At 70.8% G+C, this 21,211-nt stretch carries 23 protein-coding genes; 15 read left to right on the top strand and 8 right to left on the bottom strand.

Annotated features, from left to right (window positions below; genetic code table 11):
• Positions 1–12 precede the first annotated feature (12 nt).
• The 13 genes from AB0J80_RS15500 to AB0J80_RS15440 all read left to right on the top strand — a co-directional run bounded on the left by AB0J80_RS15500 (position 13) and on the right by AB0J80_RS15440 (position 10,825).
• Positions 13–756, top strand: coding sequence for a 2OG-Fe dioxygenase family protein (locus AB0J80_RS15500; RefSeq protein WP_364705007.1), 744 nt, complete (start codon positions 13–15; stop codon positions 754–756).
• 282 nt (positions 757–1,038) lie between these two features.
• Entirely contained in the window at positions 1,039–1,509 is a 471-nt protein-coding gene (locus AB0J80_RS15495; RefSeq protein WP_364705005.1) for a hypothetical protein, read from the top strand.
• A gap of 279 nt (positions 1,510–1,788) precedes the next feature.
• Entirely contained in the window at positions 1,789–1,950 is a 162-nt protein-coding gene (locus tag AB0J80_RS15490) for an AtpZ/AtpI family protein (RefSeq protein ID WP_364705003.1), read from the top strand.
• 14 nt (positions 1,951–1,964) lie between these two features.
• Positions 1,965–2,753, top strand: a complete 789-nt coding sequence (gene atpB, locus AB0J80_RS15485) for a F0F1 ATP synthase subunit A (protein ID WP_364705001.1) — start codon at positions 1,965–1,967, stop codon at positions 2,751–2,753.
• A 65-nt stretch (positions 2,754–2,818) separates the two neighbouring features.
• A complete protein-coding gene (locus tag AB0J80_RS15480) occupies positions 2,819–3,043 on the top strand; it encodes an ATP synthase F0 subunit C (RefSeq protein WP_364704999.1) in 225 nt (74 codons plus the stop codon).
• Between the two features lie 35 nt (positions 3,044–3,078).
• Complete coding sequence (locus AB0J80_RS15475; RefSeq protein WP_364704997.1) at positions 3,079–3,633, top strand: F0F1 ATP synthase subunit B; 555 nt, start codon at positions 3,079–3,081, stop codon at positions 3,631–3,633.
• Entirely contained in the window at positions 3,630–4,451 is an 822-nt protein-coding gene (locus AB0J80_RS15470) for a F0F1 ATP synthase subunit delta (RefSeq protein ID WP_364705085.1), read from the top strand. Before AB0J80_RS15475 ends, AB0J80_RS15470 begins: the two co-directional genes overlap by 4 nt.
• An 80-nt stretch (positions 4,452–4,531) precedes the next feature.
• On the top strand, positions 4,532–6,181 hold the full coding sequence (gene atpA, locus AB0J80_RS15465; RefSeq protein ID WP_364704995.1) for a F0F1 ATP synthase subunit alpha: 1,650 nt from the start codon (positions 4,532–4,534) through the stop codon (positions 6,179–6,181).
• Positions 6,182–6,186: 5 nt separating this feature from the next.
• The gene (locus AB0J80_RS15460; RefSeq protein WP_364704993.1) at positions 6,187–7,116 is read left to right on the top strand and encodes a F0F1 ATP synthase subunit gamma; all 930 of its coding nucleotides are present in this window, start codon (positions 6,187–6,189) and stop codon (positions 7,114–7,116) included.
• Positions 7,113–8,558 carry a F0F1 ATP synthase subunit beta gene (gene atpD / locus AB0J80_RS15455; protein ID WP_364704991.1) on the top strand — a complete coding sequence of 482 codons (1,446 nt, stop codon included), beginning with the start codon at positions 7,113–7,115 and terminating at the stop codon, positions 8,556–8,558. Before AB0J80_RS15460 ends, atpD begins: the two co-directional genes overlap by 4 nt.
• A 341-nt stretch (positions 8,559–8,899) precedes the next feature.
• On the top strand, positions 8,900–9,952 hold the full coding sequence (locus AB0J80_RS15450) for an LCP family protein (protein ID WP_364704989.1): 1,053 nt from the start codon (positions 8,900–8,902) through the stop codon (positions 9,950–9,952).
• A 114-nt stretch (positions 9,953–10,066) separates the two neighbouring features.
• A complete protein-coding gene (locus AB0J80_RS15445; RefSeq protein WP_364704987.1) occupies positions 10,067–10,348 on the top strand; it encodes a F0F1 ATP synthase subunit epsilon in 282 nt (93 codons plus the stop codon).
• Between the two features lie 9 nt (positions 10,349–10,357).
• Positions 10,358–10,825: a DUF2550 domain-containing protein gene (locus tag AB0J80_RS15440; protein WP_364704985.1), complete on the top strand. Its 468-nt coding sequence runs from the start codon at positions 10,358–10,360 to the stop codon at positions 10,823–10,825.
• A gap of 130 nt (positions 10,826–10,955) precedes the next feature.
• Here the strand turns inward: AB0J80_RS15440 and AB0J80_RS15435 are convergent, their stop codons facing one another.
• On the bottom strand, positions 10,956–11,534 hold the full coding sequence (locus AB0J80_RS15435; RefSeq protein ID WP_364704983.1) for a cob(I)yrinic acid a,c-diamide adenosyltransferase: 579 nt from the start codon (positions 11,532–11,534) through the stop codon (positions 10,956–10,958).
• Positions 11,535–11,575: 41 nt separating this feature from the next.
• Between AB0J80_RS15435 and murA the strand changes: the two genes are divergently transcribed.
• A complete protein-coding gene (gene murA, locus AB0J80_RS15430; RefSeq protein ID WP_364704981.1) occupies positions 11,576–12,862 on the top strand; it encodes a UDP-N-acetylglucosamine 1-carboxyvinyltransferase in 1,287 nt (428 codons plus the stop codon).
• 7 nt (positions 12,863–12,869) lie between these two features.
• Here murA and AB0J80_RS15425 read toward each other — a convergent pair whose 3' ends face one another.
• Positions 12,870–13,226 (bottom strand): hypothetical protein, encoded by a 357-nt coding sequence (locus AB0J80_RS15425; RefSeq protein WP_364704979.1) that lies wholly within the window; start codon positions 13,224–13,226, stop codon positions 12,870–12,872.
• A gap of 136 nt (positions 13,227–13,362) precedes the next feature.
• On the opposite strand from AB0J80_RS15425, the gene AB0J80_RS15420 reads away from it, so the two are divergent.
• Positions 13,363–14,217, top strand: a complete 855-nt coding sequence (locus AB0J80_RS15420; protein WP_364704977.1) for a 3-hydroxyacyl-CoA dehydrogenase family protein — start codon at positions 13,363–13,365, stop codon at positions 14,215–14,217.
• Between the two features lie 42 nt (positions 14,218–14,259).
• Here the strand turns inward: AB0J80_RS15420 and AB0J80_RS15415 are convergent, their stop codons facing one another.
• From AB0J80_RS15415 to AB0J80_RS15390, 6 genes are all read right to left on the bottom strand, one after another.
• The gene (locus AB0J80_RS15415; RefSeq protein ID WP_364704975.1) at positions 14,260–14,787 is read right to left on the bottom strand and encodes a hypothetical protein; all 528 of its coding nucleotides are present in this window, start codon (positions 14,785–14,787) and stop codon (positions 14,260–14,262) included.
• Positions 14,763–15,545, bottom strand: coding sequence for an ABC transporter permease (locus tag AB0J80_RS15410; RefSeq protein WP_364704973.1), 783 nt, complete (start codon positions 15,543–15,545; stop codon positions 14,763–14,765). The genes AB0J80_RS15415 and AB0J80_RS15410 overlap by 25 nt, the downstream gene beginning before the upstream one ends.
• Entirely contained in the window at positions 15,542–16,396 is an 855-nt protein-coding gene (locus tag AB0J80_RS15405) for an ABC transporter ATP-binding protein (protein WP_364704971.1), read from the bottom strand. Before AB0J80_RS15405 ends, AB0J80_RS15410 begins: the two co-directional genes overlap by 4 nt.
• A 14-nt stretch (positions 16,397–16,410) precedes the next feature.
• On the bottom strand, positions 16,411–17,148 hold the full coding sequence (locus AB0J80_RS15400; RefSeq protein ID WP_364704969.1) for a hypothetical protein: 738 nt from the start codon (positions 17,146–17,148) through the stop codon (positions 16,411–16,413).
• Positions 17,135–19,780: an FtsK/SpoIIIE domain-containing protein gene (locus tag AB0J80_RS15395; RefSeq protein ID WP_364704967.1), complete on the bottom strand. Its 2,646-nt coding sequence runs from the start codon at positions 19,778–19,780 to the stop codon at positions 17,135–17,137. The genes AB0J80_RS15400 and AB0J80_RS15395 overlap by 14 nt, the downstream gene beginning before the upstream one ends.
• Positions 19,781–19,859: 79 nt before the next feature.
• Positions 19,860–21,206 (bottom strand): hypothetical protein, encoded by a 1,347-nt coding sequence (locus AB0J80_RS15390; protein WP_364704965.1) that lies wholly within the window; start codon positions 21,204–21,206, stop codon positions 19,860–19,862.
• Positions 21,207–21,211 lie beyond the last annotated feature (5 nt).

Genomic DNA, 21,211 nt, shown 5'->3' with positions numbered 1-21,211 from the left:
AAAGGAATATCCGTGCTGAACACGACGGACGCGTACTCGGTGGAGCGCGCACACCGACCGATCATCGACCGCCACGCCGAACGGATCCGGAAGACCGGTCACGCCGTGTTGTCCCGGCCGGACTTCGGCCTCGAGCTACCGGACGACACGGTCGCCCGGTTCCGGGGCTTCTGGGACGACCTCCCGCTCGACGACCAGATGGCCGACGGCGGGGTGTACCGGGAGCGGCGCTTCGGCCGGATTCTGGCGACGGTACGGGACGGCGCGATCGACACCGAGGTCCTCGAGCACTCGTCGTTCCGCCAGGAGGCGGACATCATCCCCTTCTGGGGCGGCAAGGAACGCACGTTCGCGCCGGCCGGACCCGACATCCTGCTGCACCCGGTGATGCGGGCGCTGGTCGGCTTCGACGTGTCGGTCGCGGCGGTACTTCGTCCCGTTCGTACGTGGGTGGTGAACGTGCACCTGGTGCGGATCGTCGCCCGCGCGGGCGCGCCGGGCCTGCCCACGCCGGAGGGCCGGCACCGGGACGGTCACGAGTTCGTGGCGATGCATCTCCTGCGGCGGGAGTGCGAGGGCGGCGAGTCCATCGTCCATGCCGACCCGCAGCCGGTTCGCCTGACGCTACGGGAGCCCTTCGACTCGTTGATGGTGGACGACGCGCGGCTGACTCACGAAGTCACGCCGATCGCCGGACGCGGGGACGGCGACGGCGTGCGGGACATGCTCCTGGTCGATCTGAACCCCGCGCCCTGAGCCCCCGCGCGGGCCCTGCGCGGGCCCGCGTGATGCGCGGACGGCATGATTCTGCCGTGACGACTTCTCCTTCGGCTGCCGTCGGTCGATGTTCACATGGCGACGCGCCGTATTCGGCTGGTCCGCATCGAGGCCTCGGGCTTCCGGCATGACATTCCCTGCCGCCGGCCAACGGCCCGGGCCGGGACCGGGGGTGGTGGTGTCGTGCCAGCCGTCTCCCGACCGTCCCGGACGTCCGGCGAGACCTTGCTCGCACGGTCCCGGCGACGGGACGGTGTCCTGGTGACCGGTCCCGAGGCTTCCGGGGCGGCGCCCGCTCCCGACGAAGCGGGTGGTGCCGCCCGGCGGCCGTTGCCGCCCTTGCCCGCCGATCCGCGGTGGCGGGTCGCGCACCTGCCTTTCCTCACGGCGTTCTCGGTCGCACTGATGATGTGCGCGGCTTCCGTGGGATATCTCGTGATCGGCCCCCCGGCGGCCGTCGGGGCCGCCGCCGGAGTGGCCCTCGTGACGGTCAGCTACACCATGTCGACGTTGGTGCTGGCCTGGGCCGACACGGTGCGTCCGGCGCTGCTGATGCCGCTCGGCCTCCTCACATACGTGATCAAGTACTCGTTGCTCGGCGTGATCCTCGCATTTGTGATCTCCTCGGAGTGGCCGGGCCGTGTGGCGCTCGGCTGGGGCGTGATCACCGGAGTCGTCGGCTGGACGGCCGTGCAGATCTGGTGGGTAGCCCGATCCAGTCACCGACAGTGACCGGTCGGGCCGGATGGCGCCTCGTCAGCGGGGCTTTCGTGGGTTTTGATCCACGAATCGGTGACGGAAAGGCGGCAAAGGTGTCCGGTTCTCGCGCTGGGGGAGTACCGTGCTCGCTAGCTACGAGACCCCCGACGCCTGGACAACTGCGGTTGTGCGGGGGGTCCCGCTTAGCTTCGTCTTTCTGACTGATATCTTCATGCCGTCATGGCCGGTCAGAAACCTCCCAACGAATCCCACGGTGACGACGGTCCACCCCCGCCCGACACGGGTATGGGCATGACGGCGGTCACCTACCTTCTCGCGGGCATGTTGGTCTGGGGCGGGATCGGCTGGCTGGTCGACCACTGGGTCGGTACCAAGGGGATCTTCGCCGGCATCGGCGCGGTCGTCGGTATCGGCGGTGGTGTCTACCTCATCGTGCGCCGGCTCGGCGCCTGACAGGAAGGGCTACGGTGATCGGTCAGTCAACGGTCCTCGCAGCGGAGTTCCCGCCCAGCGTCGAGGACTTCTACCTGCCCAGCATCCTGCCGTGGGGCGCGCACGAGTCCTACTGGTTCACCAAGATCACTCTGCTGGTCTGGGTCACGGTTGCCGTCCTCATCATCTTTTTCCTGGTCGCCTACCGGAAGCCGCAGCTCGTCCCCACCAAGAAGCAGTGGCTGGCGGAAAGCGCGTACGGCTTCGTGCGTAACAACATCGCGGTCGAGATGATCGGGCCGAAGGGTGTGGCGTTCGCGCCGTACCTGACGACGCTTTTCCTCTTCATCCTCTTGAACAACTTCTGGGGCATCGTGCCCTTGGTGCAGCTTTCCCCGAACTCGCACATCGCCTTCCCGGCGATGCTCGCCGTGATCAGCTACCTGTTGTTCATCATTGCCGGAATCCGGCACCACGGTTTCTTGAAGTACTTCAAGACCGCGTTGGTCCCGCCGGCGCCGTGGTTCATCCTGCCGCTGCTGATTCCGATCGAGTTCTTCTCGAACTTCCTGGTCCGGCCCTTCTCGCTGGCGGTGCGACTCTTCGCCAACATGTTCGCCGGTCACCTGCTGCTGCTCGTCTTCACGCTCGGCGGGTTCGCGATGATCAGCGCGAACGCCTGGCTCGCCCCGGTGGCGGTCGTCTCGTGGACCATGACGATCGCGCTGACCCTGCTGGAGTTCCTGGTCGTCTGCCTGCAGGCGTACGTCTTCACCGTGCTGACCGCCAGCTACGTCCAGGGCGCGCTCGCCGACGAGCACTGAGCTGTTTCGGTTACACCCGTTGTCGTCCCGCGTGACAGTCACGCGAGATCTCAGGAGGAACTCACATGGTTCTCGCCGAAGTTGTCGGTAGCACCGCTGCCATCGGTTACGGCCTTGCCGCCATCGGCCCGGGCATCGGTGTCGGTCTGGTCTTCTCGGCCTACATCCAGTCGACGGCCCGCCAGCCGGAGTCGTCGCGTCTGACCCTCCCGTACGTGTGGATCGGCTTCGCCGTCATCGAGGCGCTCGCGCTGCTGGGCATCGCGTTCGGCATCATCTGGCAGGGCTAGCTCCAGTCTGACCTCAACCTCGACAGGAGGGGCCCGTGCTTTCCCTTACCTATCTCGCCCAAGCCGGTGAGGAGTCCGTCCACAACCCGATCATCCCGGCGTGGCAGGAGATCGTCGTCGGCGCCGTGGCTTTCGCGGTGCTCTGCTTCGTCCTGATGAAGTTCGTCTTCCCGCAGATGGAGAAGACGTTCGCGGCGCGGGTCGACGCGATCGAGGGCGGCATCAAGCGCGCCGAGGCCGCTCAGGCCGAGGCGAACCAGCTGCTCGAGCAGTACCGGGCCCAGCTCGCCGAGGCCCGCACGGAGGCCGCGCGGATCCGCGACGAGGCCCGTGCCGACGCCGAGGGCATCCGTCAGGACGTCCTGGCCAAGGCACGGGAGGAGTCCGAGCGCATCATCGCGGCCGGTCGCGACCAGCTCGCCGCCCAGCGCGAGAGCATCGTGCGCGACCTGCGTTCCGAGGTGGGCACGCTCGCCGTGGACCTGGCCAGCAAGATCGTCGGTGAGTCGCTCGCCGACGAGGCGCGCAGCCGGGGCACCGTCGACCGGTTCATCAACGAGCTCGGCGCCGGTACGGCGGGCGGTCGCTGATGGCGACCGTCAACCGGGAGTCGTACGCCGCGGCAGTGGAGAAGCTGACCGCGGACACGCAGAAGGCGACCGCCGCGCAGATCGCCATCACCGCCGACGAGATCCTGTCGGTGGCGCGGCTGCTGCGCGGCGAGCCCCGGCTGCGGCGTGCGCTGACCGACCCGTCGCGCTCGGGCACCGAGCGCGGCGAGCTGCTGCGCTCGCTGCTCAGCGGCAAGCTCAGTGCCGTCGCGGTGGACGCGCTGGTGGTTCTGGCGTCCGGCCGTTGGTCGGCGCCGGGCGAGCTGCTGGACGCCACCGAGCGGCTCGGCGTCGACACCGCGCTGGCGGCCGCCGACAAGGCCGCCCGGCTGGCCGACATCGAGGACGAGCTGTTCCGCTTCGGGCACGTCGTCGCCGGGAACCCGCAGCTGGCGGTCACGCTCAGTGACCCCACTGCGCCGGTCGAACGAAGGGCTAAGCTGGCAGAGGACCTGCTGACGGGCAAGGCCCAGACGGGGACGCTCCAGCTCGTGCGAGTCGCGCTCGACGGTCTCGGTGGCCGGAGCTTCGAGACGTCGCTGAGCAAGCTGGTCGAACTGACCGCCGCGAAGCGGGACCGCGAGGTCGCGTACGTGACGGCGGCCAAGGTGCTCGACGACGCCGAGGAGCAGCGGCTCGCTGCCAAGTTGTCCGACATCTACGGTCGGCAGGTGTCGCTGAAGGTCGATGTGGATCCGAGCATCATCGGTGGCCTCAGTGTCCGTGTCGGCTCCGACCTCTACGACGGCACGATCCTGCGGCGACTCAACGAAGCCCGGCAGGCGTTCGCTAAATAACTACTTCCCCTCGGCGGCGGCGACGCTACCGACAGCCCTCGGGCGCGGCGACGCCCCGAGCCGACTAGAGAAGGCAGAGGATGGCCGAGCTGACCATCTCCTCGGACGAGATCCGGGGGGCGCTAGAGCGCTACGTCTCGTCCTACACGCCCGAGGTCTCCCGTGAGGAGGTCGGCATCGTCTCCGATGCGGGCGACGGTATCGCGCACGTCGAGGGTCTGCCCTCGACGATGGCGAACGAACTGCTCGAGTTCGAGGACGGCACGCTGGGTGTCGCCCTGAACCTCGACGTCCGCGAGATCGGCGTCGTGGTCCTGGGTGACTTCGCCGGCATCGAGGAGGGCCAGCAGGTCAAGCGGACCGGCCGCGTCCTCTCCGTGCCGGTCGGCGACGCCTACCTCGGCCGCGTGGTCGACGCCCTGGGTAACCCGATCGACGACCGGGGCGAGATCGCCAACGAGGGCTTCCGCGAGCTGGAGCTGCAGGCGCCGAACGTGATGGCGCGCCAGCCCGTCAAGCAGCCGCTGCAGACCGGCATCAAGGCCATCGACGCCATGACGCCGATCGGCCGCGGCCAGCGCCAGCTGATCATCGGCGACCGCAAGACCGGCAAGACCACGGTCGCGCTCGACACGATCATCAACCAGCGCGCCAACTGGGAGACCGGCGACCCGGAGAAGCAGGTCCGCTGCATCTACGTCGCCATCGGCCAGAAGGCCTCCACCATCGCCAGCATCCGCGGGACGCTCGAGGCCCAGGGTGCGCTGGAGTACACGACCATCGTGGCCTCCCCGGCGTCGGACCCGGCCGGCTTCAAGTACATCGCCCCGTACACCGGCTCGTCCATCGGCCAGCACTGGATGTACAACGGCAAGCACGTCCTCATCGTCTTCGACGACCTGACCAAGCAGGCCGAGGCGTACCGTGCCGTGTCGCTGCTGCTGCGCCGTCCGCCGGGCCGCGAGGCGTACCCGGGCGACGTCTTCTACCTGCACAGCCGGCTGCTGGAGCGCTGCGCCAAGCTCTCCGACGAGCTCGGCGGCGGCTCGATGACCGGCCTGCCGCTCATCGAGACGAAGGCCAACGACATCTCGGCCTACATCCCGACCAACGTCATCTCCATCACCGACGGCCAGATCTTCCTCGAGGGCGACCTGTTCGCCTCCGGTGTGCGCCCGGCCATCAACGTCGGCACCTCGGTGTCGCGGGTCGGCGGTTCGGCGCAGGTCAAGGCGATGCGCTCGGTCTCCGGCCGCCTGCGCCTCGACCTCGCCCAGTTCCGTGAGCTGGAGGCCTTCTCGGCCTTCGCCTCCGACCTGGACAAGGCCTCGCGGGCCCAGCTGGAGCGCGGTGCCCGCCTGGTCGAGCTGCTCAAGCAGCCGCAGTACTCGCCGCTGTCGGTGGCCGAGGAGGTCGTGGTCATCTGGGCCGGCACGACCGGCCAGCTCGACGACATCGCGGTCGCGGACGTCCGTCGCTTCGAGACGGAGTTCCTCGACTGGATCAAGCGCAACCGCAGCGACGCGTTCACCGCGATCGCCTCCTCCGGCCTGCTCGGCGACGACCAGGTCGAGGCGCTGCAGAGCGGCGTGAACGAGTTCAAGGAGCTCTTCAAGCGCGGCGAGACCACCGGCGGCCCGAACGAGGCTCCGGCCCAGCCGCTCGCCGAGGGCACCGAGAGCCGCGAGACCGTCACCCGCGAGGTTCGGTCCACCACGGACGAAGGCTGATCTAGATGGCCGGTCAGGTACAGGCCCTCCGGCGGCGCATCCGCACCGTCCGGTCGACCAAGAAGATCGCGAAGGCGCAGGAGCTCGTCGCCACCAGCCGCATCGCCAAGGCGCAGGAGCGGGTCGCCGCCTCCAAGCCGTACGCGGAGGCGATCACGCAGGTGCTGACGGCGCTGGCCTCGAACGCCTCGATCGACAACCCGCTGCTGCAGCCGCGTGAGCGGGTGCGGCGCGCGGGTGTGCTGCTGATCACCAGCGACCGCGGCCTGGCCGGCGCCTACAACGCCAACGCCATCCGCACCTGCGAGCAGCTGCTCTCGCGGCTGCGGGCGGACGGCAAGGACGTGGCGCTGTACGTCGTCGGCCGCAAGGGCGTCGGCTACTACCGGTTCCGCAACCGGCCCATCGAGGCCAGCTGGACCGGCTTCTCGGAGCGGCCGTCCTTCGAGGACGCCCGCCGCATCGGGGAGTCCCTGCTGGAGGCGTTCGTCGCCGGCGCGGACGACACGGACGAGCACCACGGTCCGGACGGCATTCAGGGCGTGGACGAGCTGCACATCGTCAGCACCCAGTTCAAGTCGCTCATGACCCAGACCCCGCAGGCGCGGTTCCTCGCGCCGATGCAGGTCGAGGAGAAGGAGCGCGAACCGGGACTGCGGCCGGCGTACGAGTTCGAGCCGGAGGCCGAGGAGCTGCTGGACGCGCTGCTGCCGAAGTACCTCAACACGCGGATCTACGCGGCGTTGCTGGAGTCGGCGGCGAGCGAGTCGGCGTCACGGCGCCGGGCGATGAAGAGCGCGTCGGACAATGCGGACGACCTGCTCAAGCGGTACACGCGCGAGATGAACTCCGCGCGGCAGGCTGCGATCACCCAGGAAATCAGTGAAATCGTCGGCGGCGTCGAGGCGCTGTCCACGTCGGGAAGTGATGTGTGATGACTGCTGTAGCTGAGCCCACCAAGACGGAGACCGGCGTCGGCCGCGTCGTCCGGGTCATCGGCCCGGTCGTCGACGCCGAGTTCCCGCGGGACGCGATGCCCGAGATCTTCAACGCGTTGCACGTCGACGTGACCCTCTCCGAGGGCACCAAGACGCTGACCCTCGAGGTCGCGCAGCACCTTGGTGACAACCTCGTGCGTGCCATCTCGATGCAGCCGACCGACGGCCTGATCCGTGGCGCCGAGGTCTCCGACACCGGCGCGCCGATCTCGGTGCCCGTCGGTGACGTGACCAAGGGCCACGTGTTCAACGCCCTGGGCGAGGTGCTCAACGCCGACCCCGCGTCGCTGCAGGTCACCGAGCGCTGGCCGATCCACCGCAAGCCCCCGGCGTTCGCCCAGCTCGAGCCCAAGACCGAGATGCTGGAGACCGGCATCAAGGTGCTCGACCTGCTCGCGCCGTACGTGCGCGGTGGCAAGATCGGCCTGTTCGGCGGCGCGGGCGTGGGCAAGACGGTGCTCATCCAGGAGATGATCATCCGTGTCGCCCGCAACTTCGGTGGTACGTCGGTGTTCGCCGGCGTGGGTGAGCGCACCCGCGAGGGCAACGACCTCATCCTCGAGATGGACGAGGGTGGCGTGCTCGACAAGACCGCCCTGGTCTTCGGCCAGATGGACGAGCCGCCGGGCACCCGCCTGCGCGTCGCCCTGACCGCCCTGACCATGGCGGAGTACTTCCGGGACGTCCAGAACCAGGAGGTGCTGCTCTTCATCGACAACATCTTCCGGTTCACCCAGGCCGGTTCCGAGGTGTCCACCCTGCTCGGCCGCATGCCGTCCGCCGTGGGTTACCAGCCCACGCTGGCCGACGAGATGGGCGAGCTGCAGGAGCGCATCACCTCGGTCCGCGGCAAGGCGATCACCTCGCTGCAGGCGATCTACGTGCCCGCGGACGACTACACCGACCCGGCCCCGGCGACCACGTTCGCCCACCTGGACGCGACCACCAACCTCGAGCGGTCGATCTCGGACAAGGGCATCTACCCCGCCGTGGACCCGCTGGCCTCCAGCTCGCGGATCCTGGCGCCGGAGTTCGTCGGCGCCGAGCACTACGCGGTCGCCCGTGAGGTGCAGCGCATCCTGCAGAAGTACAAGGACCTGCAGGACATCATCGCCATCCTCGGCATGGACGAGCTCTCCGAGGAGGACAAGATCACGGTGCAGCGGGCCCGCCGCATCGAGCGCTTCCTCTCGCAGAACACGTACGCCGCCGAGCAGTTCACCGGCGTCCCCGGCTCGACGGTCCCGCTGAAGGAGACCATCGAGGCGTTCAAGAAGATCAGCGAGGGCGAGTACGACTCGTTCCCCGAGCAGGCCTTCTTCATGTGCGGTGGCCTCGAGGACCTCGAGCGCAACGCCCACGAGCTGATGAAGGGCTGATCACGCGCGATCACGTCCCAGGGCCGCTCCGACTCCAGGTCGGGGCGGCCCTGCGCGTTTCCTCAGGCCCGTTATGTCCGTTTAGCCAGCCAGTACGGGCGACGTGCCGGCATTCAGGTGCACCGACGCCCGGGGCGGGCTATCAGGACGCGAAAGTTTCTTCTCTTGTTCGGATATTCTTGACGATGCCTGTTGCACTGCCCTGCGATCATGGCTCCTTTGGTCGCGGATGAGACCCATCGACGGCGGTTGGGGAGCGAGTGGCGAAGAGCGGGAAACCCAGAACCAAGCGGCGGTCGCCGCTCTGGGCGAGGCTGTGCGCGATCATCGGATGCGCGCTGATGGTCGTCAGTGGCGGCGCGCTGATCACGACCAAGGCGCTCGTTGCCCGATACGCCGGCGCGGTGGACAACAGGGACCTCTTCGGCAACGCGGCGGCGGGCGCGCCCAAGCGGGCGGTCGCCGACATCAAGGGACCGCTCAACATCCTGCTCGTCGGCATCGACCCGCGCGACGCCACCTCCGCGCCACTGTCCGACTCGATCATCGTCGTGCACATCCCCAAGGGCCTCAAGCAGGCGTACCTCTTCTCCATCCCGCGTGACCTGCGGGTCGAGATCCCGCCGTTCGCCAAGACCGGCTTCCAGGGCGGCACCTCGAAGATCAACGCCGCGATGTCGTACGGCAGCAGCATCGGCAACGGCAAGCACGACGTGGCCCAGGGCTTCGACCTGCTGGCCAAGACGGTCGGCAAGCTCACCGGCATCAAGCGGTTCGACGCGGGCGCGATCATCAACTTCAACGGTTTCAAGGAGATCGTCGACGCCATGGGCGGCGTCACGATGACCATCGACCAGAACGTCAAGTCGGAACACCTGCAGCCGAACGGCAAGCCGCGCCCGCGCCGCCCCGAGTGCGCCGACAACTCCTGCGCCCACCCGTACATCGGCCCCCAGGCGGAGTACAAGAAGGGCACCTACCACCTGGAGGGCTGGCAGGCGCTCGACTACTGCCGGCAGCGCTACGGTCTGCCCCGCAGCGACTACGACCGCCAGCGCCACCAGCGCCAGTTCATCAAGGCCATGGCCGAGCAGGCGCTGAGCAAGGACCTGGTGACCAACCCGATCAAGCTGGACCACGTGCTGCGAGCCGCCGGCGACGCCCTCATCTTCGACGGCAACGGGCACAACGTGGTCGACTGGGGTCTGGCGCTGCGCGGCGTGAGCTCCAACGACATGACCCTCGTCAAGCTGCCGGGCAAGTCGCTGTTCAGCGGCCGGGCGTACATCGGGGAGGGTCTCGATCCGTCGGCCGAGGACTTCTTCGCGTCGGTGAACACCGACTCCATCGCGTCCTTCCTCGTGGACAACCCGAGCTTCATCGAGAAGCTGTAGCCCCGTCCTTCCGCAGAGTGGCGATCGCCACCCGAGGCAACGGTGTGTCACCCGGCCGTTTAGACTTCACCGAAGAGGGACCCGCAAGGTTCCGCAGGCTTACAAGGAGACAGCGTGGCCAAGCAGTTGCACGTCCAGGTCGTCGCCGTCGAGGAGAAGGTCTGGTCCGGCGACGCCGAGATGGTCGTCGCACGCACCACCGAGGGTGAGCTCGGCGTCCTGCCCGGCCACTCGCCGCTCCTCGGCCTGCTCAAGGAGCCCTCCCAGGTGCGCGTCAAGCTGGCCGGCGGAGAGCAGCTCACCTACGACGTGGCCGGTGGCTTCCTCTCCATCGACGCCGACGGCGTGACGGTCCTCGCCGAGAGCGCGACCCCCGCCACCCCCGACGCGCACTGACGCCCCGCGATGCGGATTCTGGAGATCGTCGGAATCTGCATCGCCGCGCTGCTCGTCGTCCTCTTCGCCATCTTCTTCCGCCGCCGCCTGCTCATGCAGGGCGGCGGCACCATCCGCGTCCAGGTGCGCGTCAACACCATCGTCCCGGGCCGCGGCTGGTCGGCGGGCCTGGGCCAGTTCGTCGGCGACGAGCTGCGCTTCCACCGCTTCTTCAGCTTCGCCGTCCGCCCCAAGCGCGTCCTCGACCGCCGCACGCTGGCCGTGGAACGCCGCCGGCTGCCCGAAGGCCCCGAGCGCCTGACCATGCCCGGCCACTGGGTCGTCCTCCTCTGCCGCCAGCCGGACACGGAGATCGAGATCGCGATGGCGGAGTCCACCGTGACGGGCTTCCTGTCGTGGCTCGAGGCGGGACCGCCGGGCCAGCCGGGCAGCGTGGCCCCACGCCCGGCGATCAGCCCCCGCCCCGCCGAGAACTGACCCGCCACAAGCCAGTCGGCATGCGCCGCCGGACCGCGCAGCTCGCCACGGGACCGCGGAGCTCACCGCCGGGCCTAGCTCGCCGCCGGGCCGGGCTGCGGTCCGGGAGGCGAGCCCTTCCACGTGCGGTTCAGGACGCGGTGCCGCCCGGGACCCACTTCACGTCGCCCGCCGTGCCGTTCGCCGTGCGGGCCAGGATGAAGAGCAGGTCCGAGAGCCGGTTCAGGTACTTCGCCGGCAGCGGCCCGGTGCGCTCCGGGTCCTGCTCGACCAGCGCCCAGGCCGAGCGTTCCGCGCGCCGGGCCACGGTGCGGGCCACGTGAAGCAGTGCCGCGCCCGGCGTGCCGCCCGGGAGGACGAAGGAGTCGAGTGCCGGGAGCTGCTCGTTGTACTCGTCGCACCAGCCTTCCAGGCGGGTCACGTACGACTCCTGGATGCGCAGCGGCGGGTACGGCGGGTCTTCCATCAGGGGGTTGCACAGGTCGGCGCCCACGTCGAAGAGGTCGTTCTGGACCGCGGTCAGGACGCTGCGGACGTCCGGTGCCAGGGCGCCCAGCGCCAGCGCCACGCCCAGCGCGGCGTTGCACTCGTCGACGTCGGCGTACGCGACGATGCGCGGATCCGTCTTCGCGGCCACCTCGTTGTTGCCGAGGCGGGTGGAGCCGGCGTCGCCGGTGCGGGTGTAAATGCGGGTGAGATGCACGGCCATGGCCCCCACCCTACGGAGGCCGTCTGGACGCGCCCCATACGATGGCCCGCGTGGATGTGATCAGGGTAAAGGGCGGCGCACGCCTCTCCGGTGATGTCACGGTGGGCGGTGCCAAGAACTCGGCGCTCAAGCTGATGGCTGTCGCGCTGCTCGCCGAGGGGCGCAGTGTCGTGGCGAACGTTCCCCGGATCACCGACGTCGCGATCATGGGCGAGGTGCTGCGCCGGCTGGGTTGTGACGTGTCGTTCGACGGCGGTGAGGCGACCATCGACGTGCCGGCCGAGCCGGGGAGCGAGGCCGACTACGACCTCGTACGCCGGTTGCGGGCGTCCATCTGTGTGCTGGGGCCGCTGCTGGCGCGCCGCGGGTACGTACGGGTGGCGCTGCCCGGCGGGGACATGATCGGTTCCCGCGGGCTGGACATGCACGTCTCGGGACTGGCGCGGCTGGGGGCGGAAATCTCCGGCGAGCACGGCTTCGTCATCGCGTCGGCGCCGGCGGGGCTGCGGGGCGCGAAGATCTGGCTGGACTTCCCGAGCGTCGGCGCGACCGAGAACATCCTGATGGCGGCCGTTCTCGCGAAGGGCGTCACGGAGATCGACAACGCGGCGCGGGAGCCGGAGATCGTCGACATCTGCGAGATGCTCACCGAGATGGGCGCGCACATCGACGGTGCCGGCACGTCGACGCTCACCATCGAGGGCGTCGACGCGCTCAAGCCGGTCCGGCACGCCACGGTCGGCGACCGGATCGTCGGCGGCACGTGGGCGTTCGCCACGGCGATGACCCGTGGTGACGTCACCGTCCACGGCGTACGGCCGGAGTATCTGGAGATCGCGCTGGACAAGCTGGTCTCCGCCGGTGGGGTCGTGGAGCCGGGCGACAACCTTTTCCGCGTACGGATGGATGATCGTCCGAAGGCCGTCGACATCGTGACGCTGCCGTATCCGGGGTTCGCCACCGACCTGCTGCCGATGGCGCTGGGCCTGGCGGCGGTCAGCTCGGGATCGTCGCTGATCACCGAGAACATCTTCGACGGCCGGTTCATGTTCGTGAACGAGATGGTGCGGCTCGGTGCGGACATCCGTACCGATGGGCACCACGCCGTGACGAACGGCCGGGAGCGGCTCTCCGGAGCGCCGGTCCGGGCGACGGACATCCGGGCCGGCGCCGGTCTGGTGATCGCGGGCCTGTGCGCGGACGGGGTTACCGAGGTAGGCGAGGTGCACCACATCGACCGCGGCTACCCGGACTTCGTGGCGGACCTGGCCCGCCTCGGCGTGGACGTGGAGCGCGCGGTCGTCACCGAGCCGACCTACGACTTCTGAGGGCGCATCAGAGCGCCGGGGAGCCCCCGACCAGGCGGCGGGCCTCGTCGACCTCCTCCGGAAACACCAGGACCAGCAGGCGGCCGTCCGGGCGTACGGCGGAGGTCGAGCGGATGCCCGCGGCCCGCAGCAGCGCCCGGATCTCCTCCGCGATGAGCGGGTCGTCGGTGGCCGCGGCCGGGCAGAGCAGCCCGTAGTCGTCGCCGCAGTCGAAGATGGCGAGGCCGGCGTACAGGTCGCGGAGCGGGTCGTCGGCCGCCCGCGTCCACTGCAGGCCCATCCGCCAGAAGATCGCGCCGAGGAAACCGACCAGCGCGACGGCTATGAAGGGCCCTAGGAGGTACCAGCCGTCGCTTGGTGGCATGCGCACAGTCTGGCAAAGGTGGGACCGGTTTTCCGGGGATTTGCCCCGATAGAGGCCCTGAGCCTGCGTTAAGGGAGCCCGCTAGTCTGGGACCACCCTCAAAGATGAGCGGGACACAGAGAAGGTGAGGCAACACATGGCGGGTCGGCTCGCGGTCATCGGCTCCGGTCTGATGGGTTCCGGTATCGCTCAAGTCGCGGCGCAGGCGGGATGGCAGGTCACCATGCGGGATCTGGACGAGTCCTCGCTGCAGCGGGGGGTCTCGGCGATCCGGGACTCGCTCGGGCGCTTCGCGGCCAAGGGCAAGATCACCCAGGAGGACGCCGACGCCACCGTCGCCCGGATCACCACCACGACCGAGCTGGAGGCGGCCGCCGACGCGGACGTCGTGGTCGAGGCGATCTTCGAGAAGGTGGAGGCCAAGCACGAGGTCTTCCGGGCCCTCGACAAGATCTGCAAGCCCGGCGCGGTGCTCGGCACCAACACCTCGGCCATCCCGATCACCCAGATCGCGGCGGTCACCGAGCGCCCCGAGGCCGTGGTCGGCATCCACTTCTTCTCGCCCGTACCGATGATGAAGCTGGTCGAGCTGGTCCGCGGCTACCAGACCTCGGACGAGACGCTCGCGGCGGCGCGCAACTTCGCCGAGGAGGTGGGCAAGACCTGCGTCGAGGTGAAGCGCGACGTGGCCGGCTTCGTCTCCAACCGGCTCTTCTCCGCGCTGCTGGTCGAGGCGATCAGCCTGGTCGAGTCGGGCGTGGTCTCCGCCGCCGACCTCGACACGGTCATGAAGCTCGGCTTCGGCCACGCCATGGGCCCGCTGGCCACCATCGACCTGACCGGCCTCGACGTCATGCTGAATGCCACGAGCAACATCTACCGCGACACCGCGGACGAGAAGTTCTTCCCGCCGGAGCTGCTGCAGCGCATGGTCACCGCCGGCGACCTGGGCCGCAAGACCGGCAAGGGCTTCTACACGTACGAGGCCTGAGGGCATGCGGAGCTCCCGGTCACCGGCCGGGAGCTTCGCTCCTCAGAAGTGCCGCCGGACGCCGTACGGCATCAGCTCCGCGTCCCAGCCGATGAAGAGGTTCATCATCCCGCCCGGGGTTCGGAACGAGGCGCCGGGCGGCACCTCGACCGGGGTCTGCGGCCCGACCGCGAGTCCTTCCCGGCTGTTCGTCCACACGAGGAAGCCCCCGCGGCGGTGCCCGTCCAGGTCGGTGATCTGGCTGATGGGGATGGACCAGCGCGGCCCGGACCTCTCGATCACTGCCAGCCGATGTGGGGTATGCACCAGGAAGGCGATCTCCTGGCGGTATCTGGCCGGCAGGTAGCCCAGGTCCTGGCCGTACACGGCACCCGGCTTGCCTCCGTTGAAGGCCCAGACGTCGGAGAGCACGGCGATGGGCCCGATGGAGACGTACAGGGCGTCGGCCGGCACCAGGGACGCCACCACGTCGGCCTTGGCCATCTCCCGCAGCTCGCCGATCTGGCCGAAGAAGCGCTTGAAGAACCCCGTGATCCGCTTCATCGTCAGCCGTCGCGCTTGGTGGTCCATCGGAACGTGGTCAGGCACAGGACGAGGGCCACCAGGCACCACGCGCCCAGCACCAGCGCGACCATCGGCAGGTCGTAGGAGCCGCCGGGCTCGCGCGGGCCGAAGGACGCCGGCAGGAACACCGAGCGCAGCCCCTGGCACATCCACTTCAGCGGGAAGACCGACGCCACGTCCTGCATCCAGCCCGGCAGGCTGGTGAACACGAAGAAGACCCCGGAGATGAACTGCAGGATCAGCGCTACCGGGGTGACCACGGCCGGGGCGCTGCGTCCGGTACGGGCCAGCGACGAGAACGCGACCCCGCACAGCGTGCACGCCGTGATGCCCAGCGCGGACACCCAGAGGAACGTCAGCCACTTCCCGGCGGTGTCCGGCAGGTTCAGTCCGAACAGCAGGGTCGCCACGGTGAGCAGGATGACGGTCTCCAGCACCGCGACGAAGCCGACCATGATGACCTTGCCGGCGAAGTAGACCCACCGCGGCATCGGCGTTCCGAGCAGGCGCTTGAGGACGCCGCGGTCGCGCTCCATCGGGATCTGGATCGCCAGGGCCTGGAAGCCGGCGGTCATCAGCCCGGTCGCGATCATGCCGGTCACGAAGTACTGGGTGAACTTCACCCCGTCGCCGATCTCGCCCTTGAAGATCGAGCCGAACACCAGGATGAGGATCGCCGGGAAGGCCAGTGTGAACATGACCTGCTCGCGGCTGCGCAGGAACTGCCGGATCTCCAGCACCCCCTGCCGGAACCCGAGGCTCATGCCGCTCCGATCATGTCGAGGTAGATGTCCTCCAGCGTGGGCCGGGTCACCGTCAGGCCGGGCACCTCGCCGTCGAAGCGCGCGGCCAGGTCGGTGACCACGGCCGTCGGCGTCGCGCTGCGGGTGCTTTCCCAGGCCCCTTCGGGGGTACGCCAGGAGACGGTCGCCAGCGCGGAGTCCCGGTTGCCGAGCCGCCGGGGCGTGTCCACGGCGATCAGCCGCCCCGCCGCGATCACCCCCACCCGGTCGGCGAGCGTCTCCGCCTCCTCGAGGTAGTGCGTCGTCAGCACGATGGTGGTGCCGGTGCCGGCCAGGTCCCGGATCAGCGCCCAGAACTCGCGCCGCGCCTCCGGGTCGAAGCCGGTGGTCGGCTCGTCGAGGAACAGCAGCTCCGGCCGGCCGATGATGCCCAGCGCCACGTCCAGGCGCCGCTTCTGGCCGCCGGAGAGCGTGTGCGTCCGGGATCGGGCCTTGTCCGTGAGCCCGACCCGGGCGATGACCTCGGCCGGGTCGTCGGGGGCGGGGTAGAAGCGGGCGAAGTGGGTGACCACCTCGCCGACGGTCAGCTCGTCGAACTCGCCCGTGCCCTGCAGGACGATGCCGACCCGGGTACGCCATCGGCGCTTGGCCGCGTCCTCCACGGCCGGGTCGACGCCGAGCACCCGGACGTCGCCCGCGTCCCGCCGGCGGTAGCCCTCGAGGATCTCCACTGTCGTGGTCTTGCCGGCGCCGTTCGGTCCGAGCAACGCGAAGATCTCACCCCGTGAGACGGTGAGGTCCAGGCCGTCGACCGCGACCGTGTCGCCGTAGACCTTGCGAAGCCCGCGGACTTCGATGGCATCGTCCCCCATGGAGGGAACTTAGCTCACCTGCTCGCCGCGAAGGTGATGGACAGCATCGTGGCGGCGAGCATGCCGCCGAGCAGGGTCAGCCCGATGCCGCCGATGTCCAGGCGCGCGCGCAGCCGCCGGTGGGCGATCACCGCGCCGACCGGCACGCCCGCCGACGGCGCCACCAGGAACGCCAGCCAGCCCAGGCCGCGGAGCAGGGTGCCGCCGGCGATGGGCGTACTGCCGACCGTGACCAGGCCGGCCGCCACGAGCCCGGTCAGGCCGGCGACCAGGGCGCCGAGCAGGGGCAGCAGGGGTAGCGCCCAGCGGGGCAGGGACCGGCGCTCGGCCGGGCGTACGGTCACGTCGATGCGCTCCGCCGCCCGGGCGAGCAGCGTCCGGGCCGACTGGCGTGGCGCCGGTGCCATCGCCTGCGAGCCGGGGGAGCGTTCCAGCGCGACCCGGGGCAGCGCCTCCACCGCGGCCGGCTCGGGCACCTCGCCCAGCGCCCGCACCCGCATGCCGGGCGCCCGCCGCAGCTGGTCCCAGAGCCGCGCCGCCTCCCGGTCGACATCGAGCACCTGCGCGGCCGCCGCACCCGCCCACCGGTCGGCGGCCGCCGCGTCCCCCTCCGCCCGGGCCAGCTCCCCGGCGGCCTGGGCGGCGCTGTCCCGGTACGCCTCCTCGGCGGTCCGCAGCTCGTCGTCGCGCCGCCGGGCGACCTCGGCCAGCGCGCTCATCATCAGCTGGTAGTCGCGGTCACGTGTGGTCACTGTTCACCTCGTATGGGATGATCACTTCCGGATGGCGGTGCACCGAGCGGTCGAAGAACAGGGCGCGGCGCCGCCGCGGATACCAGAGCGGGCCGCCCGGCTGGGGTGAGAGCGGGCTCAGCTCCGGGCCCTGCACGTCGAGCGCCACCCAGGCGCCGATCGTGTCCAGCCGGGCGCCGATCCCGCCGAGGTCGTCGCGCAGCCGGGCGACCGAGCGCCACCAGCCCAGCACGTGCATCCGCTGCTCGGGGCCGTCGGCGAGCAGGGCGCGCAGCCGGTCACGGTACGCCGGTCCGGCCGCGTCCCACGCGTACCCGAGGACGTAGTGCGGAATCCCGTCCCCGCTGAACGTGGCGAACAGGTCGTCGAGGTCGCCGGGGCCGTACCAGTCGGCCTGGGGCAGCTCGGCGACCAGCCGGGCGGCCGGACGCTCCGCACCGGGGTCGAGGCAGACGATGCTGAAGCGGGCGGGTCCCTGGGCGGCGAGCGACAGGGCGGCCGCCGCCAGCACGTCGCACGCCTCGTCCACCCGGGTCCCGAGGACCGCGAGGTTGCGCCCGGGCATCCGGCCGAGCCGTAGCCGCGCCGGCCGCGCCGCCACGTCGATGCGCTCACCCAGCACCGCGCCCGGCGACGACCCGACGTCCGCCGTGCTGTCCGGCACCCGCCCGGCGGGCCGGTACGCGTCCGGCAGCCGCGGCACCGCGTCACCGTCGAAGAGCCGCGGCGGTACGCACGACTCCGGCCGTTCCTGCCACAGCTTGCGCTGCAGCGCCCGCCACACCGACCGGTCGCTCGCGTCCGGCAACCGCACGACCTGGTTGGCCCCGGCGACCCCGGAGTCGGCGTTGACGACCGCGTGGAAGCGGGGGATGACCGCGGCGGCGAGGTTGGTGTCGGCCAGGATGCGCCGCGCCTTGGGCAGCGCGATCCGCAGGGTGAACTGTCCGATCAGGCCGGAACGCCCCCACAGTGCCTCGATGCCGGACACGTCCTGGCTCGCCAGCACCAGGTGGATGCCCTGCGAGCGGCCCCGCCGGGCGAGGTCCTCCAGCAGCGTCACCGCCTCGTCGGCGAGCGGGTCGCGGCCGGAGAGCAGCACCTGGAACTCGTCGATGACGGCCACGATGCGGGGCCAGTGGCCGCCGGGGTCCTCGGCGCGCAGCTCGGCCAGCTTCGTGGCCTCGTACCGTTTGGCGGCCTGGGCCCGGGACCGCAGCTCCTCGCTCAGGTGGCGCAGCATCGCCAGGCCGAACTCGCGGTCGCCGTTGACGTTGATGCCGGCCAGCCGGACCTGCGGCAGCCAGCTCTGGTCCCGCGGGCCCGGCGTGAACCGGGCGAAGGACACGCCTTCCTTGAAGTCGAGCAGGTAGAGCGCGAGCTCCTCAGGGCCGTACCGGGCGGCCAGCGACCCGATCCACGCGTAGATCAGGTTGGTCTTGCCGGATCCGGACGGCCCGCCGATCAGCGCATGCGGCGGGTCGTCGCCGAGCGGCACCTCGACCAGCGAGCCGTCGGTGCTGTCACCGATCGGGGCGGCCAGGCCGTGCGTGGACGACTCGGTCCAGAGCTTCTCCGGCTCCAGGTCGGCGAAGCGGGCCGGCGGCGGTCCCTCGCGCAGGCGTTCGGCGGTGGCCCGGCAGAACCCGGCGATCCGCTCGGCCGGGGGCGCCGCGTCGAGGCCGACCACAAGGGCGCCGGTGGTGTCGCAGGTCGCGGATTCCCCCCGCACGGCGACGCGCTCCACCGTCGGGTGCGGTGCCAGCTCCAGACCCCGGACCACCAGATGTACGCCGCAAGCGACGCCGGTGCGCACCACCCGGTCGAGCTGGGCCCGTTGTGCCTCGGACAGGTCTCCGGCGCGCGCGGGGTCGAACAGCAGCACCACCACCCGCCACGGCTCGGGGCGCGGCCCGGGTGTCGCGGCGGTCAGGTCGGCCAGCGAGACGTACTCGCCGGCCAGCACGCTCTCGTTGACCCGGCAGATGTGCTCGACGAGCTCGTCGAGGGTGGCGCCGAGCCCGCCGGGGCTGACGAACGACAGCAGGCCGGCGTTGCCCAGCGGCGCGAAGGCGGCCAGCGTGCCGCCGAGCTGCTCGGGGTCGTAGACGCTGAGCCGGACGTCGCCCGGGCGGGTGGTGCCGAGCGCGCGCAGCAGCAGCCCGGAGATCACGCCGTCGACGGCCGGCTGGTCGCCGAGGACGTTGACGTGCGCGTGGTCCAGGAACGGTACGAGGGCGGGCAGCTTGGTCCGCTCCTCGCCGGCCTCGTACGCGACCGTTCCGATCCGCAGCAGCCCCGGCCGGCCGACCCGGTCGGGTTCGGTCGGCGTCCAGTAGCGCCACGACGTGCCGGCCGCCCCGGACGCGGTGAGGGCCGCGAGGGACTCGACGTTGCGGGTCAGCGCGGCCGCCTCGGCCTGGGTGCGGCGCAGGATGTCCTGGCGGGCGGCGTCGCGGGCCTCGGCGAGCTGGGCGAGGCAGGTCGCGTACGCGTCCCGGATCAGCTTCTTCCGGCGCTGGGCCTCGTTGCGGGCCGACTCGGCGGCGGCCAGCACGGCCCGGGCGGTGCCGCGTGCCTCGGCCAGCTCCTGCCGGACGACGGCGACCAGCGCGTTGCGGTGGCTACCCACTCAACCCCCCGGAATCCACGTGGGGGGATTTTAACCGCTTTGGGGGTTTTACAGACCTTTTGGGCGGCGTGTCGGGTCTCTAGCGCCCCGGGCGTACGGCGTCGGCCCGCGTCAGCCAGCGCGGGTCGGTGCTGAGGAGATCACGCCAGAGCCGCGCCGCCACCTTGTCCGCGCCCTCGGCCGTCCAGCGGCGCAGGGTGCTGCGCGGCACGTGCCGGCGGAACCAGTCCAGGGCCTGGCGGGCGTCCCGGCCGAGGCCGTCGGTCTGCGGTGCCCGGTCGTACGGCCGCAGCCCCAGCACGCAGCAGTAGTGCAGGGCGTTGTACCACCGCCACTCGTCGGTGGTGCCGAACCCGGCGGCGGGCCGCAGCTTCGCGACGTGCTCGGCCAGCACGGTCCGCAGCTCGGCCGCCCGTACCAGCGGCTGCTCGGCCACCCCCGGCCCGCGCGTGTGCAGTCGCCGGTCCACCATGGGCAGGTCGATGAGCGGGTTGCGCAGCAGCCGGCCGACGTCGCCGAAGTCGTCCAGCGCCCGGCGGGTCAGCCGGCGGAACTCCTCCTCGTCCATCGCGATCATGCGGTGCCGCTCCCGGCGACGCGGCAACGCCTCGGCCGCCAGCAGCAGCGCGGACCGGTCCTGCCGCAGCCGCTCGTCCTGCAGGAAAGCCAGCCGGTCCAGGCCCGAGCGCAGCGGCACGGCCAGCCCGACGGCCCCCATCACCGCCGCCACCAGCACGAACTGCAACACCGTGACAGTGCGCGACGCCGGGACGGCCAGCATCGTGAGCGCGGCCGGGCCGCCGCAGAGCAGCGTCGCCACCACGGCGGCGACCGAGGACCGGCGCAGGTCGGGCACCAGCCGCTCGCCGGCCTCCGTCGCGTCCGCCACGGCCACGAGGAAGCCGAGCAGCAGCAGGTCGAGGCCGATCGCCGCGAGCACGACCTCCGCCGACCCGAGGTCGATCGGTGCCAGCATGACGACCAGGCCGGCCGCGTACAGGGCGGCGGCGGCGCCGAGAGCGGCCGGCAACGACGCCGGCCGCACCCGGTCCCGGTAGCGGACGAGCAGGACGGTGGCGCCGGCCAGGGGCGCGAGCGCGACGAGCTTGCCCACCCCGGGCAGCAGCAACGCCAGGAGCAGGAACAACCCCGACGCGTACGCCCACCCGCGGTTGACCTGCCGCCGCTCCGGGACACCGCGGGGCAGCAGAGCCGTCGCGACGCCCGACCAGCACAGCGCCGGAACACAGAGGAGCACCCTGGCGGCCGTCGACCCCGGCGCGACGCTCCAGGCGACCACCGCGACGGCGTACGACCCCAGAGCCCCACCGGCGCGCCACAGCACCACGCGGGCCGGATCACGGGCGACGAGGTAGCACCCCAGCCACCAGGTCAGGGCGAAGGCGGGTACGGCTATCGCGGGCACCGGGA

The sequence above is a fragment of the Actinoplanes sp. NPDC049548 genome (genome assembly GCF_040676695.1).
Taxonomy (GTDB): Bacteria; Actinomycetota; Actinomycetes; order Mycobacteriales; family Micromonosporaceae; genus Actinoplanes.
Note: the sequence above shows the minus strand (reverse complement) of the source record. Positions and strands in the feature narration are given on the sequence as shown.

Excerpts from the sequence above, each read along its gene's own strand:
- AB0J80_RS15480 (WP_364704999.1), top strand. The coding sequence starts at position 2,819 with ATGGTTCTCGCCGAAGTTGTCGGTAGCACCGCTGCCATCGGTTACGGC.
- AB0J80_RS15410 (WP_364704973.1), bottom strand. The coding sequence starts at position 15,545 with ATGAGCCTCGGGTTCCGGCAGGGGGTGCTGGAGATCCGGCAGTTCCTG.
- AB0J80_RS15435 (WP_364704983.1), bottom strand. The coding sequence starts at position 11,534 with ATGGCCGTGCATCTCACCCGCATTTACACCCGCACCGGCGACGCCGGC.
- AB0J80_RS15490 (WP_364705003.1), top strand. The coding sequence starts at position 1,789 with ATGACGGCGGTCACCTACCTTCTCGCGGGCATGTTGGTCTGGGGCGGG.
- AB0J80_RS15405 (WP_364704971.1), bottom strand. The coding sequence starts at position 16,396 with ATGGGGGACGATGCCATCGAAGTCCGCGGGCTTCGCAAGGTCTACGGC.
- atpA (WP_364704995.1), top strand. The coding sequence starts at position 4,532 with ATGGCCGAGCTGACCATCTCCTCGGACGAGATCCGGGGGGCGCTAGAG.
- AB0J80_RS15450 (WP_364704989.1), top strand. The coding sequence starts at position 8,900 with ATGGTCGTCAGTGGCGGCGCGCTGATCACGACCAAGGCGCTCGTTGCC.
- AB0J80_RS15425 (WP_364704979.1), bottom strand. The coding sequence starts at position 13,226 with ATGCCACCAAGCGACGGCTGGTACCTCCTAGGGCCCTTCATAGCCGTC.
- murA (WP_364704981.1), top strand. The coding sequence starts at position 11,576 with ATGGCCCGCGTGGATGTGATCAGGGTAAAGGGCGGCGCACGCCTCTCC.
- AB0J80_RS15440 (WP_364704985.1), top strand. The coding sequence starts at position 10,358 with ATGCGGATTCTGGAGATCGTCGGAATCTGCATCGCCGCGCTGCTCGTC.
- AB0J80_RS15460 (WP_364704993.1), top strand. The coding sequence starts at position 6,187 with ATGGCCGGTCAGGTACAGGCCCTCCGGCGGCGCATCCGCACCGTCCGG.
- AB0J80_RS15420 (WP_364704977.1), top strand. The coding sequence starts at position 13,363 with ATGGCGGGTCGGCTCGCGGTCATCGGCTCCGGTCTGATGGGTTCCGGT.
- AB0J80_RS15415 (WP_364704975.1), bottom strand. The coding sequence starts at position 14,787 with ATGGACCACCAAGCGCGACGGCTGACGATGAAGCGGATCACGGGGTTC.